An 18,573-nucleotide genomic window follows, 5' to 3' on the forward strand; every position below is an offset into this window, starting at 1 on the left:
TCCGAGCCGCCGCGCGTCGCGGCCGGAATGCACGACGCCCGGGCCGCAGGGCCCGGGCGTCGCGTGTCCGAACGGCGTCAGCCGGTCAGTCGTTGACCGCGGCGATCGCCTTGGCCAGGTAGGGCAGGTTCTCGTGGGAGAAGCCGGCCACGTTGGCACGGCCTGAGCGCACCATGTAGATGCTGAACTCGTCGCGCAGGCGGTCCACCTGTTCCGGCGTCAAGCCGGTGTAGGAGAACATGCCGCGCTGCTCGGCCACGTGGGCGTACTTCTCGTCCAGGCCGTAGGGCTTCAGGGCCTCGACGAAATCGCGACGCAGGGTGTTGATGCGGTCGCGCATCTCGGTGAGCTCCTCGCGCCAGATGGCGGTCAGCTCGTCGGAGTGCAGGATCTCGGAGACGATGGCGCCGCCGTGGGCCGGCGGGTTGGAGTAGTTCTCGCGGGCGACGATGGCCACCTGGGAGCGAACGTTCTCCATCTGCTCGGCGTTCCTGGCGACCATGATCAGGCAGCCGGTCCGCTCGCAGTAGATGCCGAAGTTCTTGGAGCAGGAGCTGGTGATGATCACCTCGTCGAGGTTCTCGGCCAGCAGGCGCGGCGCGAAGGCGTCCTCGTCCAGGCCCTCGCCGAAGCCCTGGTAGGCGAAGTCTACCAGCGGCAGCAGCTTGCGCTCCTTGAGCACCTCCAGCACCTGTTTCCACTGATCCTGGGACAGGTCGAAGCCGGTCGGGTTGTGGCAGCAGGCGTGCAGCAGCACCACGTCGCCCTCGGGGATCTGCTTCAGGGCCCCGAGCATGCCGTCGAAGTCGAGACGGTTGTCGGCGTCGACGTAGGGGTACTTGTGCAGGGTGAGGCCGGCCGCCGGGAAGATGCCGAGGTGGTTCGGCCAGGTCGGATCGCTGACCCAGACGTCCTTGCCGGGCAGCTGGGTGGCGATGAAGTCCGCCGCCAGGCGCAGCGCGCCGGTGCCGCCGGGAGACTGGGTCGCGCTGGCGCGGCCGGCCTCGAGCACCGGGGAGCCCTGGCCGAATACCATTGGCAGCACCACGTCGCCGTAGGCCGGAGCGCCGTGAGAACCGATGTAGGTCTTGGTGGTCTCGTTGTTGAGCAGCAGGGCCTCGGCTTCCTTGACCGCGCGCATCACCGGGGTGTTGCCCTGGGCATCACGATAGACGCCGACGCCGAGATCGACCTTCTGAGGGTTGGTGTCCTTCTTGAAGGCCTCGATGAGCCCGAGGATGGCATCCCCGGGAACCCGCTCAATCTGTTCGAACATTTACGTCGCTACCTCGTCGGTTCTGGCGGCTAGGATGAAATCGTTTTTGTGCAGGCCCTTCATCTCGTGGGACCACCAGGTCACGGTGACCTTGCCCCACTCGGTCAGCAGGGCCGGGTGGTGACCCGCTTCCTCGGCGATCTCGCCGACCCGGTTGGTGAACGCCAGGGCCTGCCGAAAGTTGCGGAACGTGAAGATCCGCTCCAGCTGCATGATGCCATCGCGCTCGACGATCTGCCACTCGGGGATATTGCCGCGATACTGCTCGATCTCGCTCTCGGTGACGTGGGGGGCGTCCCAGCTGCAGGCTTCGCACTGCTGTTCGGAAAGCTCGCTCATGATGGCTCCTCGTAGGCGTATTGTGGTGGATGTGGGATATGTCATGGTGATGATCGGCCGCCGATGCAAGGGGGCCGACCGCGCTGCTGGCGTGTATCAGGCGCTGGCCGCCTCGGTCTCGGCGGGTTTGGGCTTCGGCGGAAAGCGCGGCTCGAACAGCCCGAGTGCCATGGCCTCGTGAACCATGGCCATGATGTCGCGGCCGGCCAGCTCGTGCAGCGTCTCCAGACTATCCAGTACATAGTAGAGCGGCTGGAGGATGTCGATCCGGTAGGGCGTGCGCAGCGCGTCCAGCGGATCGAAGGGCGCATGCACGGGGGCGTCGGACAGGGCATGCAGGGTCTCCTTGGGCGAGGAGATGATGCCGCCGCCGTAGACGCGCCGGCCCGCGGGGGTATCGACCAGGCCGAATTCCACGGTCATCCAGTACAGCCGGGCCAGGTAGACACGCTCCTTGGGCTTGGCTTCGAGGCCCAGGCGGCCGTAGGTGGCGGTGAATTCGGCGAAGGCCGGATTGGTGAGCATCGGGCAGTGGCCGAAGATCTCGTGGAAGATGTCCGGCTCCTGCAGGTAGTCCAGCTCCTCCGGCGTGCGAATGAAGGTGGCCACCGGGAAGCGGCGATTGGCCAGCAGCTCGAAGAAGGTGTCGAAGGGAATCAGTGCCGGCACCTGGGCGGTTTCCCAGCCGGTGGCGTCGCGCAGCACGGCGTCGACCTCGGCGAGCTGGGGGATGCGCTCGATGGGCAGCGCCAGGCGCTCCATGCCGTCGAGATATTCCTGGCAGACGCGGCCCGGCAGCAGCTCGACCTGACGCTCCATCAGCGTGCGCCAGGTGGCGTTTTCCTGCTCGCTCCAGGCGATATGGCCGTTGGCGTCCGGCATTCTGGCCTGATAGGCGGTCTTCTTGGGGGCGCTTTGAGCCTTCATGGTTGCTCCCGTCACGGTATTGGAATTGTCATGGCCTCAAGGGGATGACCGCAGTCTAGGTGGAGCGACGGGGTGAGTGGGGCGTTCAGCGGGCGAACTCGGGCGGCGGGAAGGCGTTTGGTTGTAAAGAATACATGACAGTCGGGGCTCGCGGAGGGGGTGATGCGGCCAAAGGCGCATGGTATCGGCGTCGCGACGCCCTTAATGTCACGTTATCTTTACAGATGAGTCACGCCGGGCTGACGACCTTCTGGCGGCCCGGTCCGTTTTTTCGACCTGCGAGTCTTTCATGCGCCTGAGATTCCACTGCCAGAACCGCATCGGCATCCTGCGCGATATCGTGGCCCACTTCGCCGACTACGGGCTCAACGTGGCCCACGGCGAGGTCGGCGGCGAGCACGGCAACGCCATCTACCTGCACGTGCCCAACCTGCTGAACGCCCAGCTGGCCACGCTCAAGCCCGAGCTCGAGCAGGTGCCCGGGGTGTTCGGCGTGCGCCGGGTCGGCCTGATGCCCAGCGAGCGGCGACACCTCGAGCTCGATGCCCTGCTGTCGTCGCTGTCGGACCCGGTGATGTCGATCGACATGGAGGGCCACCTGGTGGCGGCCAACCGCGCCGCCGGGCAGCTGCTGGGCGTGCGGGTCGACGAGGTGCCGGGCCTGTCGCTGGACCGCTACCTGCCCGATCTCGACCTGCCGGAGCTGATCCGCCGCAACAACGCCCGGGTCAACGGGCTGCGGGTCAAGCTGCGCGACACCGTCTACCTGGCCGACATCTCGCCGCTGCACCGCGAGCAGCAGTCGGACGTGGCCTCGCTGGCCGGCGCCGTGGTCACCCTGCATCGCGCCGATCGCATCGGCGAGCGCATCTATCAGGTGCAGCGCCAGGAGCTGCGCGGCTTCGAGTCGCTGTTCCAGGCCAGCCCGCGGCTGGAGGCGCTGATCGGCGAGGCGCGCCGCATGGCGCCGCTGGACGCGCCGCTGCTGATCCAGGGCGAGACCGGCACCGGCAAGGAGCTGCTGGCCCGGGCCTGCCACCTGGCGAGCCCGCGGGGGCAGGCGCCGTTCATGGCGCTCAACTGTGCGGGGCTGCCGGAATCCATGGCCGAGACCGAGCTGTTCGGCTATGCGCCGGGCGCCTTCGAGGGCGCGCGACCCGAGGGCAAGCTGGGGTTATTGGAGCTGACCGCCGGCGGCACCATCTTCCTCGACGAGGTGGGCGAGACCAGCCCGCGCATGCAGGTCAAGCTGCTGCGCTTCCTGCAGGACGGCGGCTTTCGCCGTGTGGGCAGCGACGAGGAGACCTATCTGGACGTGCGGGTGATCTGCGCCACCCAGCAGGACCTGCCGAGCCTGTGCGCCGAGGGGCGCTTCCGCCAGGATCTCTACCACCGTCTCAACGTGCTGACCCTGGAGGTGCCGCCGCTGCGGGACTGCCTGGACGGCATCCAGGCGCTGGCGACGCACTTCATCGACCGCGCCGCCACCCAGATCGGCTGCCCGATGCCGCAGCTGTCGCCGGGTGCGGTGGCGCGGCTGTCGGCCTATCACTGGCCGGGCAACGTACGCCAGCTGGAGAACGTGCTGTTCCAGGCGGTGTCGCTGTGCGAGGGCGGGGTCATCGAGCCGGCGCATCTGCGCCTGCCCGAGGTGGGCCGGGTACCGGGGCTCGCCGGCATCGATCTCGGCGGCTCGCTGGGCGATATCCTCGGCGAGGTGGAGCGGCGGGTGCTGTCGAGCCTCTATCCGCAGCATCCCTCCAGCCGCCAGCTGGCCAAGCGCCTCGGCGTCTCGCATACCACCATCGCCAACAAGCTCAAGCGCCACGGGATCGGCTCGGGGGACGAATGAGTGTCGCCGGTCGAGGGCGACTGCCGCGCTGGCTGAAGGTGACCTTCACGCTGTGGATGCTGTTCTGGGCGCCTTCGGTGGCGTTACGCATCGGCGTGCAGAACTATCTTTGGCTGTGCAACCTGGCCAACTTCCTGCTGCTGGCCGGGCTGTGGGCCGAGAGCCGCCGGCTGGTCTCCATGGCCTGGCTGGCCACGGCGCTGGTGGGAAGCCTGTGGGCGCTGGATGCCGGCGTCGCCTGGGCCAGCGGCTGGCATCCCATCGGCGGCACCGAGTACATGTTCGATGCCGAGATTCCGCTATCGGTGCGACTGCTGTCGCTCTATCACCTGGTGCTGCCGCTGGTGGCCGGTTTCGGCGTCGCGAGGCTCGGCTACGATCGCGTGGCCCTCGCCTGGCAGACCGCGCTGACCTGGGCGGCGATCCTCGCCGCCCGGGCGCTGACCGATCCCTCGCGCAACGTCAACTGGGTCGAGGGCCCCTTCGGCGGCGCCCAGGCCTGGCTGCCGGACGGGCTCTATGTCATCGCGCTGATGCTGGCCTGGCCGCTGGCGCTCTATCTGCCGGTGCATCTGGCGACGCTGTCGCTGATGCGGCGGCGAGCGTGAACGATCAGCGGGAAAGCCAGTCGCGCACCTCGCCGAAGGGATGGGCCTCCAGCGCCGCGAAGCCGTCGAGCTGGCGCGCCTTGTGGCGGGTCAGCCGCGGCGAGGTCAGCCCGCACAGGAAGCGGGCCAGCAGCGTCGCGGTGGCGGCCTCGCCTTCGCCGGCGGCCGAGAGCCGTTCGCGCAGCGGCGCGGTCAGGGCGGCGGCGTCCATCGCGGCGAGCGGCGCCGGTGGCGGCGGGGAGGGCAGTTGCGCCACCTGGCCGCGGCAGCCCGAGCAGTGGCCGCAGCGTTCGGGGGCGGCGGCGTCGCCGAACCAGTCCGCCAGCCGTCGGGTCAGGCAGCCTTCGCCCTCGAACAGCGCCAGCATGGCGTGCAGCCGTTCGATCTCGGCCCGCTCCTTGTCGACGAAGGCCCGGTGCAGTCGCGTGATCAGGGCCTCGTCGACGGGCTGGCGCACCTCGAAGACCTCGGTCATCTGCTTGCTTTCCAGCGTGATCAGGTCCTTGTCGGCGAAGTAGTCCAGGGCGGTGATCACGCGCTGGCGCGAGGTGTCGAGGCCGCGCTCGGCGCCCAGCCGCGCCAGGGCCTCGAGGTCCAGCCGGTACCAGGTGCGCGCCTTCGACGAGGCCTCGAGGATCGCCTCGACGAAGGCCCGGCGCTCGCCCTGGAAGCGGGCCACCAGGGTCTCCGCCGGCTCCTCCAGGCGGAAGCGGTATTCGGCGAAGTAGCTGAAGCGCGGCCGGATCACGCCCTCCAGCTCCAGGTGCACCAGCAGCGTCTTGAGCGGCAGCGGACGGATGTCGCTGTCCCGGGAGAGGGTGTTGAGGGTGAAGGCCCAGTCCTCGCCGGGGGCGGGCAGGGTCGCCGTCACCCGGGCGATGGCGTCGCGCTCCGGGGTGTCGCCGTAGGTGAAGTTTTCCAGCACGCTGAGGTGATCGCGACCGGCCAGCATCAGGCACTCGGCCGGGGCGCCGTCGCGCCCGGCGCGGCCGATCTCCTGGCTGTAGTTCTCCACCGACTTGGGCAGGTCGAAGTGCACCACGGCGCGGATGTCGCTCTTGTCGATGCCCATGCCGAAGGCGATGGTGGCGACGATCACCGGCGTGCGCCCGGCCATGAAGTCGTCCTGGCGGCGGGCGCGGGTCTCGGCGTCGAGGCCGGCGTGATAGGCCGCCGCGGGCAGGCCGGCGGCGCCGAGATAGGCCGCCAGGCGCTCGGCGGTCTGCTGCAGGGTGACGTAGACCACGGTGGCCCCGGCGTTCGGCCCCTCGATTCGCGGGCGCAGCCATTCGACCAGCCGCCGCGGGCGCTCGTCGGCCGCCACCGGCGCCACCTGCAGGTCCAGGTTGGGGCGGTAGAAGCCGGTGGCGGTGACGTCCTCGGCCTCGATGGCGAAGTGACGGCGCATGTCCTCGATCACCTTGGGGGTGGCGGTGGCCGTCAGCAGCAGGCTCTGGAGAATGCCGAGCTCGTGGCGCGTGGCCGGCAGGGTCAGGTAGTCGGGGCGGAAGTTGTGGCCCCACTCGGAGATGCAGTGGGCCTCGTCGACCACCAGCAGCGAGATCGGCACGCGGCGAATGAAGGCGCGGAAGCGCTCGTTCTTGAGCCGCTCCACCGACACCATCAGGATGCGGATGTCGCCGCGGGCCACGCCGTCCATCACCGCCCGGGCCTCGTCCTTGCTCTGGGAGGAGTCGAGGCTGGCGGCGGCGATGCCGTGACGCTGCAGGAAGGCCAGCTGGTCCTGCATCAGCGCCAGCAGCGGCGAGACCACCAGCGTCAGATTCGGCAGGTGAAGGGCGGAGAGCTGGTAGCACAGCGACTTGCCCGAGCCGGTGGGGAAGATGGCGGCCGCCGAGCGGCCGGCGACCACGGCCTCGATGACCGGGCGCTGGCCGGGGCGGAAGTCGGGATAGCCGAAGACCCGGGCGAGGGTCTGGTCGATGGCGGTCATGGCGGCTCCGGGCGGCGTCGATGAAGCGACAAGGATACACGCCATGGGCGGCGATCTCGCCCCGCTCCGGGGCGGCCCCGTCGTCAGCCGTCGGCCACCACCCGGTTGCGGCCCTGGTGCTTGGCCTTGTAGAGGCTGGCGTCGGCGCGCTGCAGCAGGGTGTCGCGGGCGTCGCCGACCCGGTGCTCGGTGATGCCGATGCTGACCGTGATCCGCCCGGGGCCGAGGTCGTCGAAGTGGTGCTCGGCGATGGCCCGGCGCAGGCGCTCGGCCAGCAGGGCGGCGTTTTGCCGGGAGGTCAGCGGCAGCAGCAGGGCGAATTCCTCGCCGCCGAGCCGGGCCAGCAGGTCCTCCTCGCGCAGCAGCGAGCGGCAGCAGTCGGCCAGCTCGCGCAGCGTGGCATCCCCCTGCAGGTGTCCCCAGGTGTCGTTGATCGCCTTGAAGTGGTCGATGTCGATCATCATCAGCGACAGCGGGATCGCATGGCGGTTGCTCAGCGAGATTTCCTCGTCGAGCCGGCTCAGCAGCTTGCGCCGGTTGGCCAGCCCCGTGAGGGTGTCGCTGTCCGACAGCGCCCGCAGGCGCTCCTCCTCGGCGACCTGCTCGCTGACGTCGAGCATCATGCCGTGCCACAGCACGCCTGTCTCGACCCGCTGCGGCTGGGCGCGCACCGCGATCCAGCGCCATCGCGCTTCCGTGATGACGAAGCGGAACTTGAGAATGATCGGCGAGCCGAAGTGCGCCGAGCGCTCGATGTTGGCCATCAGGCCGGGATGGTCCGCCTCGTGAATGTGGGCGAGGGCCGGCTCGGCGTTCTCGGCCAGGCGTTCCGGGTCCAGCTCCAGCAGCTGGATCCCGCTGCCCATCAGCAGGGGGAAATGGAGATGGCCGGTGGCGCTGCGATGCAGCTGAAAGATCAGCCCGGGCAGCTGATCGGCCAGTTCCAGAACCCTCGACGGTTCCAGCCGTTCCGTGCACGGCGCGACATCGATGGGAGGCATGGGGTTTCCCTGTTGGTTCCTGCTGCGTACAGGAGTGTCTTTGTCGTTGAATGCGTGGCGATCGTCGCGGAGGAGGAGCGCGCCATCATTGTTTTTAATGAAGTGAAATATAATACATTCGTTGCCGTTGACCGACATACGCATTGGACGTAGGCCAGACGCTGCGCCTGGTGTAGGAGATTGGCGACAGCGTCGGTGCCTGAAGTGGGCTGGCGAACTGACTCATGTTTGCAGTCAGCTGGCGGGGCACAAGGGCAGGGAAGCGGGAAACCGGGCGTCGCCGAGGCACCCAAGGATGACGTTGGGATCAGGGAAAACCGTGTGCGGGGAAGTCGCCCGATGGAGGGGCGAGCCTGTCAGCCTTGGATTCTACCTCGGCGCCTGTCTCCTCGTCGGCGTGTTCTTCATCAGCGCGGTGCGTCGTAGCGTCCCTCCCGGCCTTTCGAGAATACCACCTGCCACAGCGGCAGATGGCGGGCGCGGAAGGCGCCGGCGCAGCTGGTCAGGCCCCGCAGGAGCCAGAACATGCGCCTCGGCGCCTGTCTCTTCACGGCGTGTTCTTTAATCAGTGCGGTGCGTCGTAGCGTCCCCTCCGGCCTTTCGAGAATACCACCTGCCACAGCGGCAGATGGCGGGCGCGGAAGGCGCCGGCGCAGATGGCGAGGCCCCGCAGGAGCCGGAACATGCGCCTCGGCGCCTGTCTCTTCATCGGCGTGTTATTCATCAGCGCGGTGCGTCGTAGCGTCCCTCCCGGCCTTTCGAGAATACCACCTGCCACAGCTGCAGATTGCGGGCGCGGAAGGCGCCGGCGCAGATGGCGAGGTAGTAGCGGAACATGCGCCGGGTGCGTTCGTTGTAGCGGTCGGCGATCTCGTCCCAGTGGGCGTCGAAGTTCTCGAGCCAGGCCATCAGGGTGCGGTCGTAGTCGGCACCGAAATTCTGCCAGTCCTCCATCAGCAGGTGCTCCTCGCTGGCCTGGGCGATGTGCCGGGCGGAGGGCAGCACGCCGTTGGGGAAGATGTAGCGGTTGATCCAGGGGTCGGCGCTGATATGAGAGGTGTTGGAGCCGATGGTGTGCAGCATGAACAGGCCGTCGGCGGGCAGCAGGCGATCCACGGTCTCGAAGTAGGTCGCGTAGTTGCGATGGCCGACGTGCTCGAACATGCCGATGGACACCACGCGATCGAACTGGCCCTCGAGCTCGCGGTAGTCCTCGAGCAGGATCTCGACCGGCAGCCCCTCGCAGCGCCGGCGGGCCAGCTCCGCCTGCTCCCTGGAGATGGTGATACCGGTGACCGCGACCCCGTGATGTCGCGCGGCGTGTTCGGCGAAGCTGCCCCAGCCGCAGCCGATGTCCAGCACCCGCATGCCGGGCTCCAGCTCGAGCTTGCGGCAGGCGAGCTCGAGCTTGGCGTGCTGCGCCTCCCGCAGGCCGCCGGCGTCCTTCCAGTAGCCGCAGGAGTAGCACATGGTCTCGTCCAGCATGCGCTCGAAGAGGTCGTTGCCGAAGTCGTAGTGGGCCTCGCCGACGATATGGGCGCGGGCGCGGCTCTGGAGGTTGAAGAAACCGGACTGCAGGCGATACATCAGCCGTTCCGACCTGGACTGGGCATGTTCGCCCAGGCCATGGCGCAGCAGCCGGTGGGCCAGTTCGTCGATGTGTTCGCACTCCCACCAGCCGTCCATGTAGGCCTCGCCGAGCCCCAGGGTGCCCTGGTGCAGAACCCGAGAGAAGAAGTCGGGGTGGTAGACGCGGATGTCCGCGGGGGCCGAGCCGTTGAGGGCGATGCCGGAGCCGTCGAGCAGCTTCTCGAAGACGCGTCGGGCTCGGGTGTCGGGCAGGGCGATGGGGCCGAGACGTGGGTCGCTGGTCATGGTTCCTCCTGGTCCTTCAGAGTCGGGGCAGCCGGGATGTGAAAGCGGGAGGTGGCGTGATTCCGATTGTTCTATTACAAGGCGTTAGCATAGATCAGGCGTGAGCGTTTCTGACAACTCACGTTACTGTTTTATAAATCACCAACCGTTAAGAGAAGAGGGCAATATCATGCACGTCATCGTGGATCTGTGTGTGGTGCCGCTGGGCGTCGGTGTGTCGGTCTCGCCCCAGGTGGCGGCCTGCCAGCGGGTGATCGAGGCCTCCGGGCTGGATTACCGGATGCATGCCTACGGCACCAATATCGAAGGGCCTTGGGACGAGGTCATGGCGGTGGTCAAGCGCTGTCACGAGACGGTGCACGAGATGGGGGCGCCGCGCATCACCTCGACCCTCAAGATGGGGACGCGGACCGACCGGGAGCAGCGCATGGATGACAAGGTCGAAAGTGTCGAGCGCCTGCTGGGCGATACCGACGCTCAGGGTGTAACGAAAATTTGACGGCCTGTCAGCGAACCTTTCCGCCCGAGCGAGGAGGTTTGGGGGGTGGGATGACGGTGTCACGGAATCTTGACGATGCCCGTCGAGGCGGGCCGCCCGAGGGCGGCGGGAGGGCGCCGCGGCGCATTCCGGCGGGGGGCGAGGCGCACTAGTCTGGGGGCACCTCGACGGGCCAAGGCCCGGAGATCACAATCACAAGCACCCCGGAGGTTCTGCATGAACGCCCCCGTCCAAGGCACCCCCGCTCAGGCGCCCCAGACCGATACCACCAACCCGCTCGGCACCGACGGCTTCGCCTTCGTCGAGTACAGCGCGCCCACCGCCGAGGGCATCGAGGCGCTGCGCCGCCTGTTCCTGCAGCTCGGCTTCACCGAGACGCGCAAGCATCGCTCCAAGGACGTCTTCCTGTTCCAGCAGGAAAGGATCAACTTCGTGCTCAACGCCGAACCCGGCAGCCACGCCGCCGAGTTCGCGCGCGTTCACGGGCCCTCCGCCTGCGCCATGGCCTGGAAGGTGGCCGATGCCCGCCGGGCCTTCGAGCGCGCCGTGGACTGCGGCGCCACGCCGGTGGAGGTGCCGGTGGGCGAGGGCGAGGTCGGCATTCCGGCGGTCGAGGGCATCGGCGGCTCGCTGCTGTACTTCGTCGACGACAGGCTCGACGGCGAGGGTCGCAGCATCTACGACATCGACTTCGCGCCGATCGAGGGCCGCAGCGCTCGGGATCACAGCGTCGGCCTGCAGGTGCTCGATCACCTGACCCACAACGTCGATCGCGGCCAGATGGACGTCTGGGCCGGCTTCTACACCCGCCTGGCCAACTTCCGCGAGCTGCGCTACTTCGATATCGCCGGCAAGAAGACCGGGCTCTACTCCCGGGCCATGACCGCGCCCTGCGGCAAGATGCACATCCCGATCAACGAGTCCGCCGACGACAGCTCCCAGATCGCCGAATTCCTGCGCGAGTACAACGGCGAGGGCATCCAGCACCTGGCCATGGCCACCGACGACATCTACGCCACCGTGCGCGCGCTGAAGGCCAACGGCATCCAGTTCCTGTCCACCCCGGACACCTACTACGAGAGGGTCGACCAGCGCGTGCCCAACCACGAGGAGAACCTCGACGAGCTGCGCGAGCTGAACCTGCTGGTGGACGGTGCCCCGGAGCAGGGCGTGCTGCTGCAGATCTTCACCGAGACCGTGATCGGGCCGATCTTCTTCGAGATCATCCAGCGCAAGGGCAACGACGGCTTCGGCGAGGGCAACTTCAAGGCCCTGTTCGAATCCATCGAGGAGGACCAGATCCGCCGCGGCGTGCTCAAGGCAGACTGATCCCACCGGTCGGCCGAGTGCCGGTCATGGCGGGGAGGCGGAAAACAGAACAATCCGCCGTCTCCCTGCCCAACCACGATAAAATCCGTCACAATAGCCGCCTTGCGGTGGCCCCATGCTGTGTGGCGGCGACAACAACAGTTCCGTGATCCCTGGTGTGACATGACTAACGACTCACAACCCCGTACTCAGTGGCTGGGCCGCTGGGGCTTCGTCCTGGCGGCGACCGGCTCCGCGGTCGGCCTGGGCAACGTCTGGAAGTTTCCCTACATGACCGGCGAATACGGCGGCGGGGCCTTCGTGCTGGTCTATCTGGCCTGCATCCTGGCCATCGGCGTGCCGGTAATGATGACCGAGATCGCCCTCGGTCGCCGTGGCCGCGGCAGCCCCATCGACGCCATTCGCCGGGTCACCGCCGAATCGAAGGGAGCCTCGGCCTGGTCGCTGCTCGGCTGGATGGCCATGCTCTGCGGCTTCATGATCCTGTGCTTCTACGTGGTCGTGGCCGGCTGGTCCTTCTCCTACCTGTGGAAGATGCTCACCGGCGGCCTGGCCGGCTCCAGCGTCGACGACATGGCGGCCATCTTCGGCGCCAACAACGCCAACCCGTTCAACCTGGGCTTCTGGAGCACCCTGGTCACGGTCGCCACCATGGTGATCGTCGGCAAGGGCGTGCAGGCCGGTATCGAGAAGAGCGTCAGCTGGATGATGCCCGGCATGGTCGTGATGCTGGTGATCATGATCGTCTACGGCGCCTTCTCCGGCGGCTTCGGCGAGGCGGTGCAGTTCCTGTTCGCCTTCAACGCCGGCAGTCTGTCCAGCGAAGGCATGCTGGCCGCCATGGGCCACGCCTTCTTCACCCTGTCGCTGGCCTCCGGCGCGATCCTGACCTACGGCAGCTACCTGCCGCGCCACGCCTCCATCGGCCGCACCACCCTCAGCGTGGCCGTCGCCGATACCCTGGTGGCGCTGATGGCAGGCCTGGCGATCTTCCCGGTGATCTTCGCCAACGGCATGGAGCCGGGCAGCGGTCCGGGACTGATCTTCATGAGCCTGCCGCTGGCCTTCCAGGCCATGCCGATGGGCACCCTGTTCGGCGTGCTGTTCTTCGTCATGCTGTCCATGGCCGCGCTGACTTCCTCGATCTCCATGGTCGAGGCCACGGTCTCCTGGCTCACCGACAACAAGGGCATCTCGCGTCGCACCGCGTCCTGGGGCATCGGCATCGTGCTGTGGGTGATCAGCACCCTGGCCATGCTGTCGTTCAACGTCGGCGCCGACTGGACCCTGGCCGGCAAGCACTTCTTCGACTGGCTGGACTACCTGACCTCGCGCTGGATGATGCCGCTCGGCGGCCTGGGCGTGGCGCTGCTGGCCGGCTTCGTGCTCAACAGCGAGTCGGTGCGCGAGGAGCTCGGTCTGTCGCCGGCGGTGCATGCCCTGTGGCTGTTCATGGTGCGCTACGTCAGCCCGCTGGGCATCGTGGTCATCTTTCTCGATGCCCTGGGCATCGCCACCCTGGAGTTCGGCGTGCAGTGGCCCTGGTTGCTGCTGGCACTGGCGGTGATCACGCTGATCGGCGAGCTCGCCAGCCCTCGGCTGATGCGCACGCTGTCCGCCTGACGGCACCGTGCTTCGCGTGTGCGCGGCCCCCGCTCTGGCGGGGGCCGCGTCGTTTCAGGCATCGTGCGGGCACACAAATCCTGGATGAGAGGCGATGGGGAGTGGCATTTTGCCGGCAAATTAATTACTTTATTGCATATAAAATCTTTTTTTGATCGAGATATTGGAATATGTGCGCCGCGACCCCTCCGTCCGCTTCCTCGGCTCTCCGGCTGCCTCCCGCGGCGTCCGACCTGGTGCCCGGGCGCGTCAGCCTGGTCGGCGCCGGGCCCGGTGATCCGGAGCTTGTGACCGTCAAGGCGCTGCGGCGCCTGCAGGCCGCCGATGTCATCCTCCATGACCGGCTGGTCAGCGACGAGATCCTGGCCCTGGCCAGCCCCGAGGCGCAGCGTCTCTACGTCGGCAAGGCCCGCTCCGACCACAGCGTGCCCCAGGAGGGCATCAACCAGGCGCTGGTCGACTGGGCGCAGTCGGGCAAGCGCGTGGTGCGCCTCAAGGGCGGTGACCCCTTCATCTTCGGCCGCGGCGGCGAGGAGCTCGAGACCCTGGTGGCGGCCGGCGTCGAGGTGGAGGTGGTGCCGGGCATCACCGCGGCCTCGGGCTGCGCCGCCTATGCCGGCATTCCGCTGACCCATCGGGATCACGCCCATTCGGTGCGCTTCATCACCGGCCACCTGCGCAATGGCAGCTGCGATCTGGACTGGCCGGCGCTGGCCAGCCCCGGCCAGACCCTGGTGTTCTACATGGGGCTCGGCAGCCTCGAGCTCATCTGCGAGCAACTGCGTGCCCATGGGCTGGCGGATGACACGCCCCTGGCGCTGATCGAGCAGGGCACCACGGCACGCCAGCGGGTGCACGTGGCCAGCCTGTCGGATTTGCCGTCGGCCGATGAGTTGGCTAATATCCGCCCTCCAACGCTTATCATCGTCGGCACGGTGGTGACATTGCATGACGCGCTGGCCTGGTTCGACAGCGATCGAGCCGCCAGCCATGGTTGGCTGCAGGGAAAGCACCCGACACCGTCCGATACGTCTGGCGGCGCCTGATCGCAGGAGGTCGATTGGCGCCCATGCTGTTGCGAGGTGACACATGGGGTTTTTCGGCAAGGCGGGCCCGGTCCGCTTCAGCGGCGTTCGCCGTCTGGCGATGATCGGCCTGCTGGCCGGGATGTTCGGCAGCACCGGTCCGAGCCTGGCCCACGACGAGGGCGACGCCGCGTCGATCCAGAAGGGCGTGGCGTCCTTCTACAGCGATCGCTTCCAGGGGCGCACCACGGCCAGCGGCGACGCCTTCGACCAGCGTGAATTCACCGCCGCGCACCGCACCCTGCCGTTCGGTACCAAGGTGCTGGTGACCCGGCCCGACAACGGCCGTCAGGTCGAGGTCATGATCAACGACCGTGGCCCCTTCGTCTCCGGCCGCGTGATCGATCTCTCCAAGAGCGCCGCCCGTGCGCTCGGCATGCTCCATCGCGGCACGGCCCGGGTCCAGCTCAGCCTGGTCGACTGATCCGTTGTCCGGACGCCGCGTCGCCCGTCAGGGTGACGCGGCGTCCGTGCGTGTGAACTCCCGTTTCCAGCGCGTCAGCAGCGCCTGGCGCTTGAGGTCGTCCAGGGTGGCCAGCAGCCCCGGCCCCAGCGACACGGGCCTCAGTGCCTCGCCGTGGGTCGCCTGCAGGGCCGTGGCCGTGCCCGGACCCTCCAGGGCCGGGTGTACGGCGCCCAGCGGCGTGGCCTCGGCGATCACCCGCTGACCGGCCTCGCCGAGCAGGAAGTCCATGAAGTGGCGCGCGTTGTCCGGATGCGGCGCGTGGCGCGAGATCAGCGCCAGGCGCTGGGTCACCAGGGCATAGTCATCGGGCACCACGACCTCCAGCGCCGGATTGGCGTCGGCCACCGCCCGGGCATAGCTGCCCAGCAGGTTGTACCCCAGCCAGTAGCGGCCGTCGTCGAGGCCCGCCAGCATCTCGCCGGTGGTGGTCGCCAGCGCCGCTCGGGCGCCCCCGAAGGCGGCCACCAGGTCCCAGTAGCGCGGCGTCAGCCGCGATTCCTGAATGGCATAGCCGTAGCCGGCGCCGCTGCGCTCCGGGTCGTAGGTCACCACGCGCCCGCGCAGGGCCTCGGGATGGCGTTCGAGCATGGCGAGCAGATCGGCGTGGCTCTCCGGACGCCCGAAGCGCTCGATGAGTTCGCGCCGCACCACCATCACGATCGGTTCGAAGGTGAAGGCGAACAGCTCGTGTCGCCAGCGCGCCCAGGCGGGCCAGGCCTCGGCCTCCGGCGACGCCAGCGGGCGCGCGTGTCCGTCGTTGGCCAGACGGTACTGCCAGGGCATGGCCGAGGACATCAGCACGTCGACCTCGTCGGGATGCGCCAGGAAGCGCCGATGCAGGCTCAGGGTGTCGAGGTTGCGATAGGTGAGCGCGATGCCCGGATGGCGCGCGTGGAACGCCTCGAACAGTGGCCGGGCGTAGACCAGGTCCAGCGCGCCGTGCACCACCAGCTCGCCCGAGGTCCCGGTCATCGGTTCGGCGGGGTAGTGCAGGCGCTCGTCGGCGCCGGCGAGCGGGGCCAGGCAAAGCCATGGCCACAGCAGGGCGAGCCAGCGATGTCGCATCAGGCGATCTCCTCCGGGAAGTGCAGGCCGACCCGCAGCCCCTGGCCGTCCAGGCCATCGTCGAGCCGCAGGCGCGCGCCGTGGGTGCGGGCGATGCCGTCGACGATGGCGAGCCCGAGCCCGGAGCCGTCGGGATCGTCGCTGCCGCGATGGAAGGGGCGCAGCATCAGCAGGCGCCGGTCGGCGGGGATGCCGGGCCCGTCGTCCTCGACCTCGAGCACGGGCGGGGCGGCGGTGACCCGCACGGTGATGCGCGTCGCCCCGTAGCGGCGCGCGTTGTCGATCAGGTTGGCCAGCACTTCCTCGAGTTGCCAGTCGAGTCCGGCCACCGTCACCGGGGAGTCCGGGGCGTCGAGCCCCAAGTCGATGCCGGCGCGATGGCAGGGGCTCCAGTGTCGACGCACGGCGCCGCGCGCCAGGGCATCGAGATCCACCGGGGTGAGCTCAGGGTGGTACTCGGGGTTGTCGAGGCGGGTCAGTGACAGCAGCTGGACGGCCAGATGCGAGGTGCGGGCGCTGGTGGCCTGCATGGCCTCGAGCGCCTCGCGCCAGTGCTGCGGGTCGTCCTGGCGCAGGGCCAGCTCGGCCCTGGCCGAGAGGCCGGCCAGCGGCGTGCGCAGCTGGTGGGAGGCGTCGCCGATGAAGCGCTCCTGGTTGGCCTTCACCCGGCGCATGCGGGCCAGCAGCTCGTTGAGCGTCTCGCGCAGCTCGGCGAGCTCGTGCGGCAGCGGCAGCTCCAGCGGCGCCAGGGTGCGTGGGTCGCGGGCGCGGATGGCGCGACGCAGGCGGCTCAGCGGGGTCAGGGCGCCGCGAATGGCCAGCACCACCACCGCGGCGGCGAGCCCCGCCATGCCGAGGATGTAGGCCAGATTGGCGCGCAAGAGCTCGCCGGTCAGGCGTTCGCGCCCCTCGCGGGTGTGGGCGACGCGCACCTCGAAGCGCTCGCGCGCCCGCCAGTCCTCCAGGCGGGCGCGGCGCACGCCCTGGCGCAGTTCGAGGTCGTGCCAGACCAGATCGCGGAAGCGCAGTGCGTTCTCGTCATTGCCGTCGCGGCGGGGCGGGCCGGGAAGGTCGGCGTTGCCGGTGACGAAGCGCCCCTCGGCGTCGTAGAGGGCGTAGAAGACGCGCTCCTCGGTGTCGGTGGCGAGCATCTCCAGCGCCGCCGGCGGCAGGTCGAGCCACAGCCGTTCGTCCTGCCACTGGACCTGCTCGGCGATGGCCAGGGTGGCGGCCTCGAGCAGGCGGTCGAAGGCGCGATCGGCGGTGTGGCGGGCCTCGATCCAGGCCTGCAGCACCATCAGCGCGCCCAGCGCCATCAGCGGCAGCAGCAGCCAGGTCAGCAGGCGCCGATACAGGCTGTCGCGCCGCGTCACTCGGCCTCCAGCAGGTAGCCCAGGCCGCGCACGGTGCGCAGGGCGACGGCGCTGCCGGCCAGGCGCTTGCGCAGGCGGTGGACGTAGACCTCGATGGCGTTGTCGCCCATGGCCTCGCCCTGGAAGGCCTCCTCGGCCAGGCGGGCCTTGTCGACCGGCTCGCCGCCGTGGCGCATCAGGCAGGCCAGCAGGCGCTGCTCCCGCGGCGGCAGCGACAGTGTCTCGCCGTCGAGGGTGAAGCGCTGGGCCGGGGCGTCGAAGGCCAGCGGGCCGACCTGGAGCGCCTGGCCGCGCTCGCGGCGGCGCAGCAGGGCGCGCACACGGGCCTCGAGCTCGTCCAGGGCGAAGGGCTTGGCCAGGTAGTCGTCGGCGCCGAGATCGAGCCCGCGCACGCGATCCTCCACCGCGCCCCGGGCGGTGAGGATCAGCACCGGGGTGTCGGCGTCGTGGCGGCGCAGGGTCTCGAGCACCTCGAGCCCGCTGCAGCCGGGCAGGTTGAGGTCCAGCAGCACCAGCGACAGGCCGTGGTCGGCGCCGTCCAGGCGCTGCCGGGCGGCGTCGCCGTCGGCCAGGTGCTCGATGCCGTGTCCCTCCAGCGACAGGGCGTCCACCAGCGTCTCCGCCAGCAGCCGATCGTCTTCCACCAGCAGCATCATCGTGGGGTCTCCTCCTCGCCGGCTAGGCTTCGGCTCAGGGCATCGCGGGCCCGGGCCAGGGCCTCGTGGGCGGCCCCCGGGGCCAGGCGGCCGGCGGGGCCGGACAGCGACAGCCACAGCGGCGGCTCCCCGGGCGCGTCGGCCAGCGCCAGGCAGGTCATGGTGCCGCCGGGCAGGGCGGGGCGCGGGTCCATGTCCTGCTCCACCGGCCAGCGGCTGCCGGGGCGCAGGTCGTGGCGCAGCGGTGTGGCGGGCAGGGCGGCCAGACGGCATTCCGCCTCGCCGGGATGCAGCGCCAGCAGGGCGGCGGTCTCGCCGGTCTCGGCGGCCAGGCGGTCGAGCCAGGGCTGGACGCGCACGGCCAGCTGCTGCGAGGGCGCGTGGCGACGGGCCAGGCGCATGGGGCTGCCGCCGAGCCGCCAGCGGCCGTCCTCGCCGCGCTGCACGTAGTCGAAACGGGCCAGCGAGCCGAGCAGGCGCAGCAGGGTGCTCTTGTAGAAGCCGGTCGCCTCGGCCAGTTCGGCCAGGGTGAACGCCTCCTGGGAAGAATCGAACACCTCGAGCACGGTCAGTGCGCGCTCGACGGCCTCGACGCGGTCCTGGGCCATCGTCGCTCCTCGTTCATGATCTTGCTCTCGCCATCGC

General features: G+C 69.1%; 17 protein-coding genes. 7 read left to right on the plus strand and 10 right to left on the minus strand.

From position 1 onward, the window contains the following. Positions 1-85 precede the first annotated feature (85 nt). From UYS_RS0206165 to phhA, 3 genes are all read right to left on the minus strand, one after another. The gene (locus UYS_RS0206165) at positions 86-1,276 is read right to left on the minus strand and encodes an amino acid aminotransferase (protein ID WP_016854631.1); all 1,191 of its coding nucleotides are present in this window, start codon (positions 1,274-1,276) and stop codon (positions 86-88) included. Next, the gene (locus UYS_RS0206170) at positions 1,277-1,615 is read right to left on the minus strand and encodes a 4a-hydroxytetrahydrobiopterin dehydratase (RefSeq protein ID WP_016854632.1); all 339 of its coding nucleotides are present in this window, start codon (positions 1,613-1,615) and stop codon (positions 1,277-1,279) included. It lies immediately after the preceding gene. A 96-nt stretch (positions 1,616-1,711) separates the two neighbouring features. After that, entirely contained in the window at positions 1,712-2,542 is an 831-nt protein-coding gene (gene phhA / locus UYS_RS0206175; RefSeq protein ID WP_016854633.1) for a phenylalanine 4-monooxygenase, read from the minus strand. Between the two features lie 289 nt (positions 2,543-2,831). Here phhA and UYS_RS0206180 point away from each other — a divergent pair, with 289 nt between their 5' ends. Continuing rightward, the gene (locus UYS_RS0206180) at positions 2,832-4,394 is read left to right on the plus strand and encodes a sigma-54-dependent transcriptional regulator (RefSeq protein WP_016854634.1); all 1,563 of its coding nucleotides are present in this window, start codon (positions 2,832-2,834) and stop codon (positions 4,392-4,394) included. Further along, positions 4,391-5,002 carry a hypothetical protein gene (locus UYS_RS0206185; protein WP_016854635.1) on the plus strand — a complete coding sequence of 204 codons (612 nt, stop codon included), beginning with the start codon at positions 4,391-4,393 and terminating at the stop codon, positions 5,000-5,002. The genes UYS_RS0206180 and UYS_RS0206185 overlap by 4 nt, the downstream gene beginning before the upstream one ends. 4 nt (positions 5,003-5,006) lie before the next feature. On the opposite strand, the gene UYS_RS0206190 is transcribed toward UYS_RS0206185, so the two are convergent. From UYS_RS0206190 to cfa, 3 genes are all read right to left on the minus strand, one after another. Continuing rightward, positions 5,007-6,956 carry a RecQ family ATP-dependent DNA helicase gene (locus tag UYS_RS0206190; RefSeq protein WP_016854636.1) on the minus strand — a complete coding sequence of 650 codons (1,950 nt, stop codon included), beginning with the start codon at positions 6,954-6,956 and terminating at the stop codon, positions 5,007-5,009. Positions 6,957-7,039: 83 nt separating this feature from the next. Then, the gene (locus UYS_RS0206195) at positions 7,040-7,957 is read right to left on the minus strand and encodes a sensor domain-containing diguanylate cyclase (protein WP_016854637.1); all 918 of its coding nucleotides are present in this window, start codon (positions 7,955-7,957) and stop codon (positions 7,040-7,042) included. 723 nt (positions 7,958-8,680) lie between these two features. Beyond that, a complete protein-coding gene (gene cfa / locus UYS_RS0206210; RefSeq protein WP_016854640.1) occupies positions 8,681-9,832 on the minus strand; it encodes a cyclopropane fatty acyl phospholipid synthase in 1,152 nt (383 codons plus the stop codon). Positions 9,833-10,001: 169 nt separating this feature from the next. On the opposite strand from cfa, the gene UYS_RS0206215 reads away from it, so the two are divergent. The 5 genes from UYS_RS0206215 (at position 10,002) to UYS_RS17010 (ending at position 14,792) form a co-directional block, all read left to right on the plus strand. Then, positions 10,002-10,331, plus strand: a complete 330-nt coding sequence (locus UYS_RS0206215; RefSeq protein WP_016854641.1) for an MTH1187 family thiamine-binding protein — start codon at positions 10,002-10,004, stop codon at positions 10,329-10,331. A gap of 216 nt (positions 10,332-10,547) precedes the next feature. Then, a complete protein-coding gene (gene hppD / locus UYS_RS0206220; RefSeq protein WP_016854642.1) occupies positions 10,548-11,660 on the plus strand; it encodes a 4-hydroxyphenylpyruvate dioxygenase in 1,113 nt (370 codons plus the stop codon). 162 nt (positions 11,661-11,822) lie between these two features. Continuing rightward, positions 11,823-13,283, plus strand: coding sequence for a sodium-dependent transporter (locus tag UYS_RS0206225; protein ID WP_016854643.1), 1,461 nt, complete (start codon positions 11,823-11,825; stop codon positions 13,281-13,283). Positions 13,284-13,453: 170 nt separating this feature from the next. After that, complete coding sequence (cobA, locus tag UYS_RS0206230; RefSeq protein ID WP_026068389.1) at positions 13,454-14,329, plus strand: uroporphyrinogen-III C-methyltransferase; 876 nt, start codon at positions 13,454-13,456, stop codon at positions 14,327-14,329. A 43-nt stretch (positions 14,330-14,372) separates the two neighbouring features. Further along, positions 14,373-14,792 (plus strand): septal ring lytic transglycosylase RlpA family protein, encoded by a 420-nt coding sequence (locus tag UYS_RS17010; RefSeq protein ID WP_016854645.1) that lies wholly within the window; start codon positions 14,373-14,375, stop codon positions 14,790-14,792. Positions 14,793-14,819: 27 nt separating this feature from the next. On the opposite strand, the gene UYS_RS0206240 is transcribed toward UYS_RS17010, so the two are convergent. From UYS_RS0206240 to UYS_RS0206255, 4 genes are read right to left on the minus strand one after another with little or no spacing between them, the layout of a single operon-like run. Beyond that, positions 14,820-15,899 carry an ABC transporter substrate-binding protein gene (locus UYS_RS0206240; protein WP_016854646.1) on the minus strand — a complete coding sequence of 360 codons (1,080 nt, stop codon included), beginning with the start codon at positions 15,897-15,899 and terminating at the stop codon, positions 14,820-14,822. Then, complete coding sequence (locus UYS_RS0206245; RefSeq protein WP_016854647.1) at positions 15,899-17,272, minus strand: sensor histidine kinase; 1,374 nt, start codon at positions 17,270-17,272, stop codon at positions 15,899-15,901. Before UYS_RS0206245 ends, UYS_RS0206240 begins: the two co-directional genes overlap by 1 nt. Then, entirely contained in the window at positions 17,269-17,928 is a 660-nt protein-coding gene (locus tag UYS_RS0206250; RefSeq protein WP_016854648.1) for a response regulator transcription factor, read from the minus strand. Before UYS_RS0206250 ends, UYS_RS0206245 begins: the two co-directional genes overlap by 4 nt. Then, entirely contained in the window at positions 17,925-18,536 is a 612-nt protein-coding gene (locus UYS_RS0206255) for a helix-turn-helix domain-containing protein (RefSeq protein ID WP_016854649.1), read from the minus strand. Before UYS_RS0206255 ends, UYS_RS0206250 begins: the two co-directional genes overlap by 4 nt. Positions 18,537-18,573 lie beyond the last annotated feature (37 nt).

This window comes from Halomonas smyrnensis AAD6 (genome assembly GCF_000265245.1).
GTDB lineage: Bacteria > Pseudomonadota > Gammaproteobacteria > Pseudomonadales > Halomonadaceae > Halomonas > Halomonas smyrnensis.

What these genes read in the sequence shown, in the direction of transcription:
- UYS_RS0206165 (WP_016854631.1), bottom strand. Translation starts at nt 1,276, where the DNA reads ATGTTCGAACAGATTGAGCGGGTTCCCGGGGATGCCATCCTCGGGCTC.
- UYS_RS0206170 (WP_016854632.1), bottom strand. Translation starts at nt 1,615, where the DNA reads ATGAGCGAGCTTTCCGAACAGCAGTGCGAAGCCTGCAGCTGGGACGCC.
- phhA (WP_016854633.1), bottom strand. Translation starts at nt 2,542, where the DNA reads ATGAAGGCTCAAAGCGCCCCCAAGAAGACCGCCTATCAGGCCAGAATG.
- UYS_RS0206180 (WP_016854634.1), top strand. Translation starts at nt 2,832, where the DNA reads ATGCGCCTGAGATTCCACTGCCAGAACCGCATCGGCATCCTGCGCGAT.
- UYS_RS0206185 (WP_016854635.1), top strand. Translation starts at nt 4,391, where the DNA reads ATGAGTGTCGCCGGTCGAGGGCGACTGCCGCGCTGGCTGAAGGTGACC.
- UYS_RS0206190 (WP_016854636.1), bottom strand. Translation starts at nt 6,956, where the DNA reads ATGACCGCCATCGACCAGACCCTCGCCCGGGTCTTCGGCTATCCCGAC.
- UYS_RS0206195 (WP_016854637.1), bottom strand. Translation starts at nt 7,957, where the DNA reads ATGCCTCCCATCGATGTCGCGCCGTGCACGGAACGGCTGGAACCGTCG.
- cfa (WP_016854640.1), bottom strand. Translation starts at nt 9,832, where the DNA reads ATGACCAGCGACCCACGTCTCGGCCCCATCGCCCTGCCCGACACCCGA.
- UYS_RS0206215 (WP_016854641.1), top strand. Translation starts at nt 10,002, where the DNA reads ATGCACGTCATCGTGGATCTGTGTGTGGTGCCGCTGGGCGTCGGTGTG.
- hppD (WP_016854642.1), top strand. Translation starts at nt 10,548, where the DNA reads ATGAACGCCCCCGTCCAAGGCACCCCCGCTCAGGCGCCCCAGACCGAT.
- UYS_RS0206225 (WP_016854643.1), top strand. Translation starts at nt 11,823, where the DNA reads ATGACTAACGACTCACAACCCCGTACTCAGTGGCTGGGCCGCTGGGGC.
- cobA (WP_026068389.1), top strand. Translation starts at nt 13,454, where the DNA reads ATGTGCGCCGCGACCCCTCCGTCCGCTTCCTCGGCTCTCCGGCTGCCT.
- UYS_RS17010 (WP_016854645.1), top strand. Translation starts at nt 14,373, where the DNA reads ATGGGGTTTTTCGGCAAGGCGGGCCCGGTCCGCTTCAGCGGCGTTCGC.
- UYS_RS0206240 (WP_016854646.1), bottom strand. Translation starts at nt 15,899, where the DNA reads ATGCGACATCGCTGGCTCGCCCTGCTGTGGCCATGGCTTTGCCTGGCC.
- UYS_RS0206250 (WP_016854648.1), bottom strand. Translation starts at nt 17,928, where the DNA reads ATGATGCTGCTGGTGGAAGACGATCGGCTGCTGGCGGAGACGCTGGTG.
- UYS_RS0206255 (WP_016854649.1), bottom strand. Translation starts at nt 18,536, where the DNA reads ATGGCCCAGGACCGCGTCGAGGCCGTCGAGCGCGCACTGACCGTGCTC.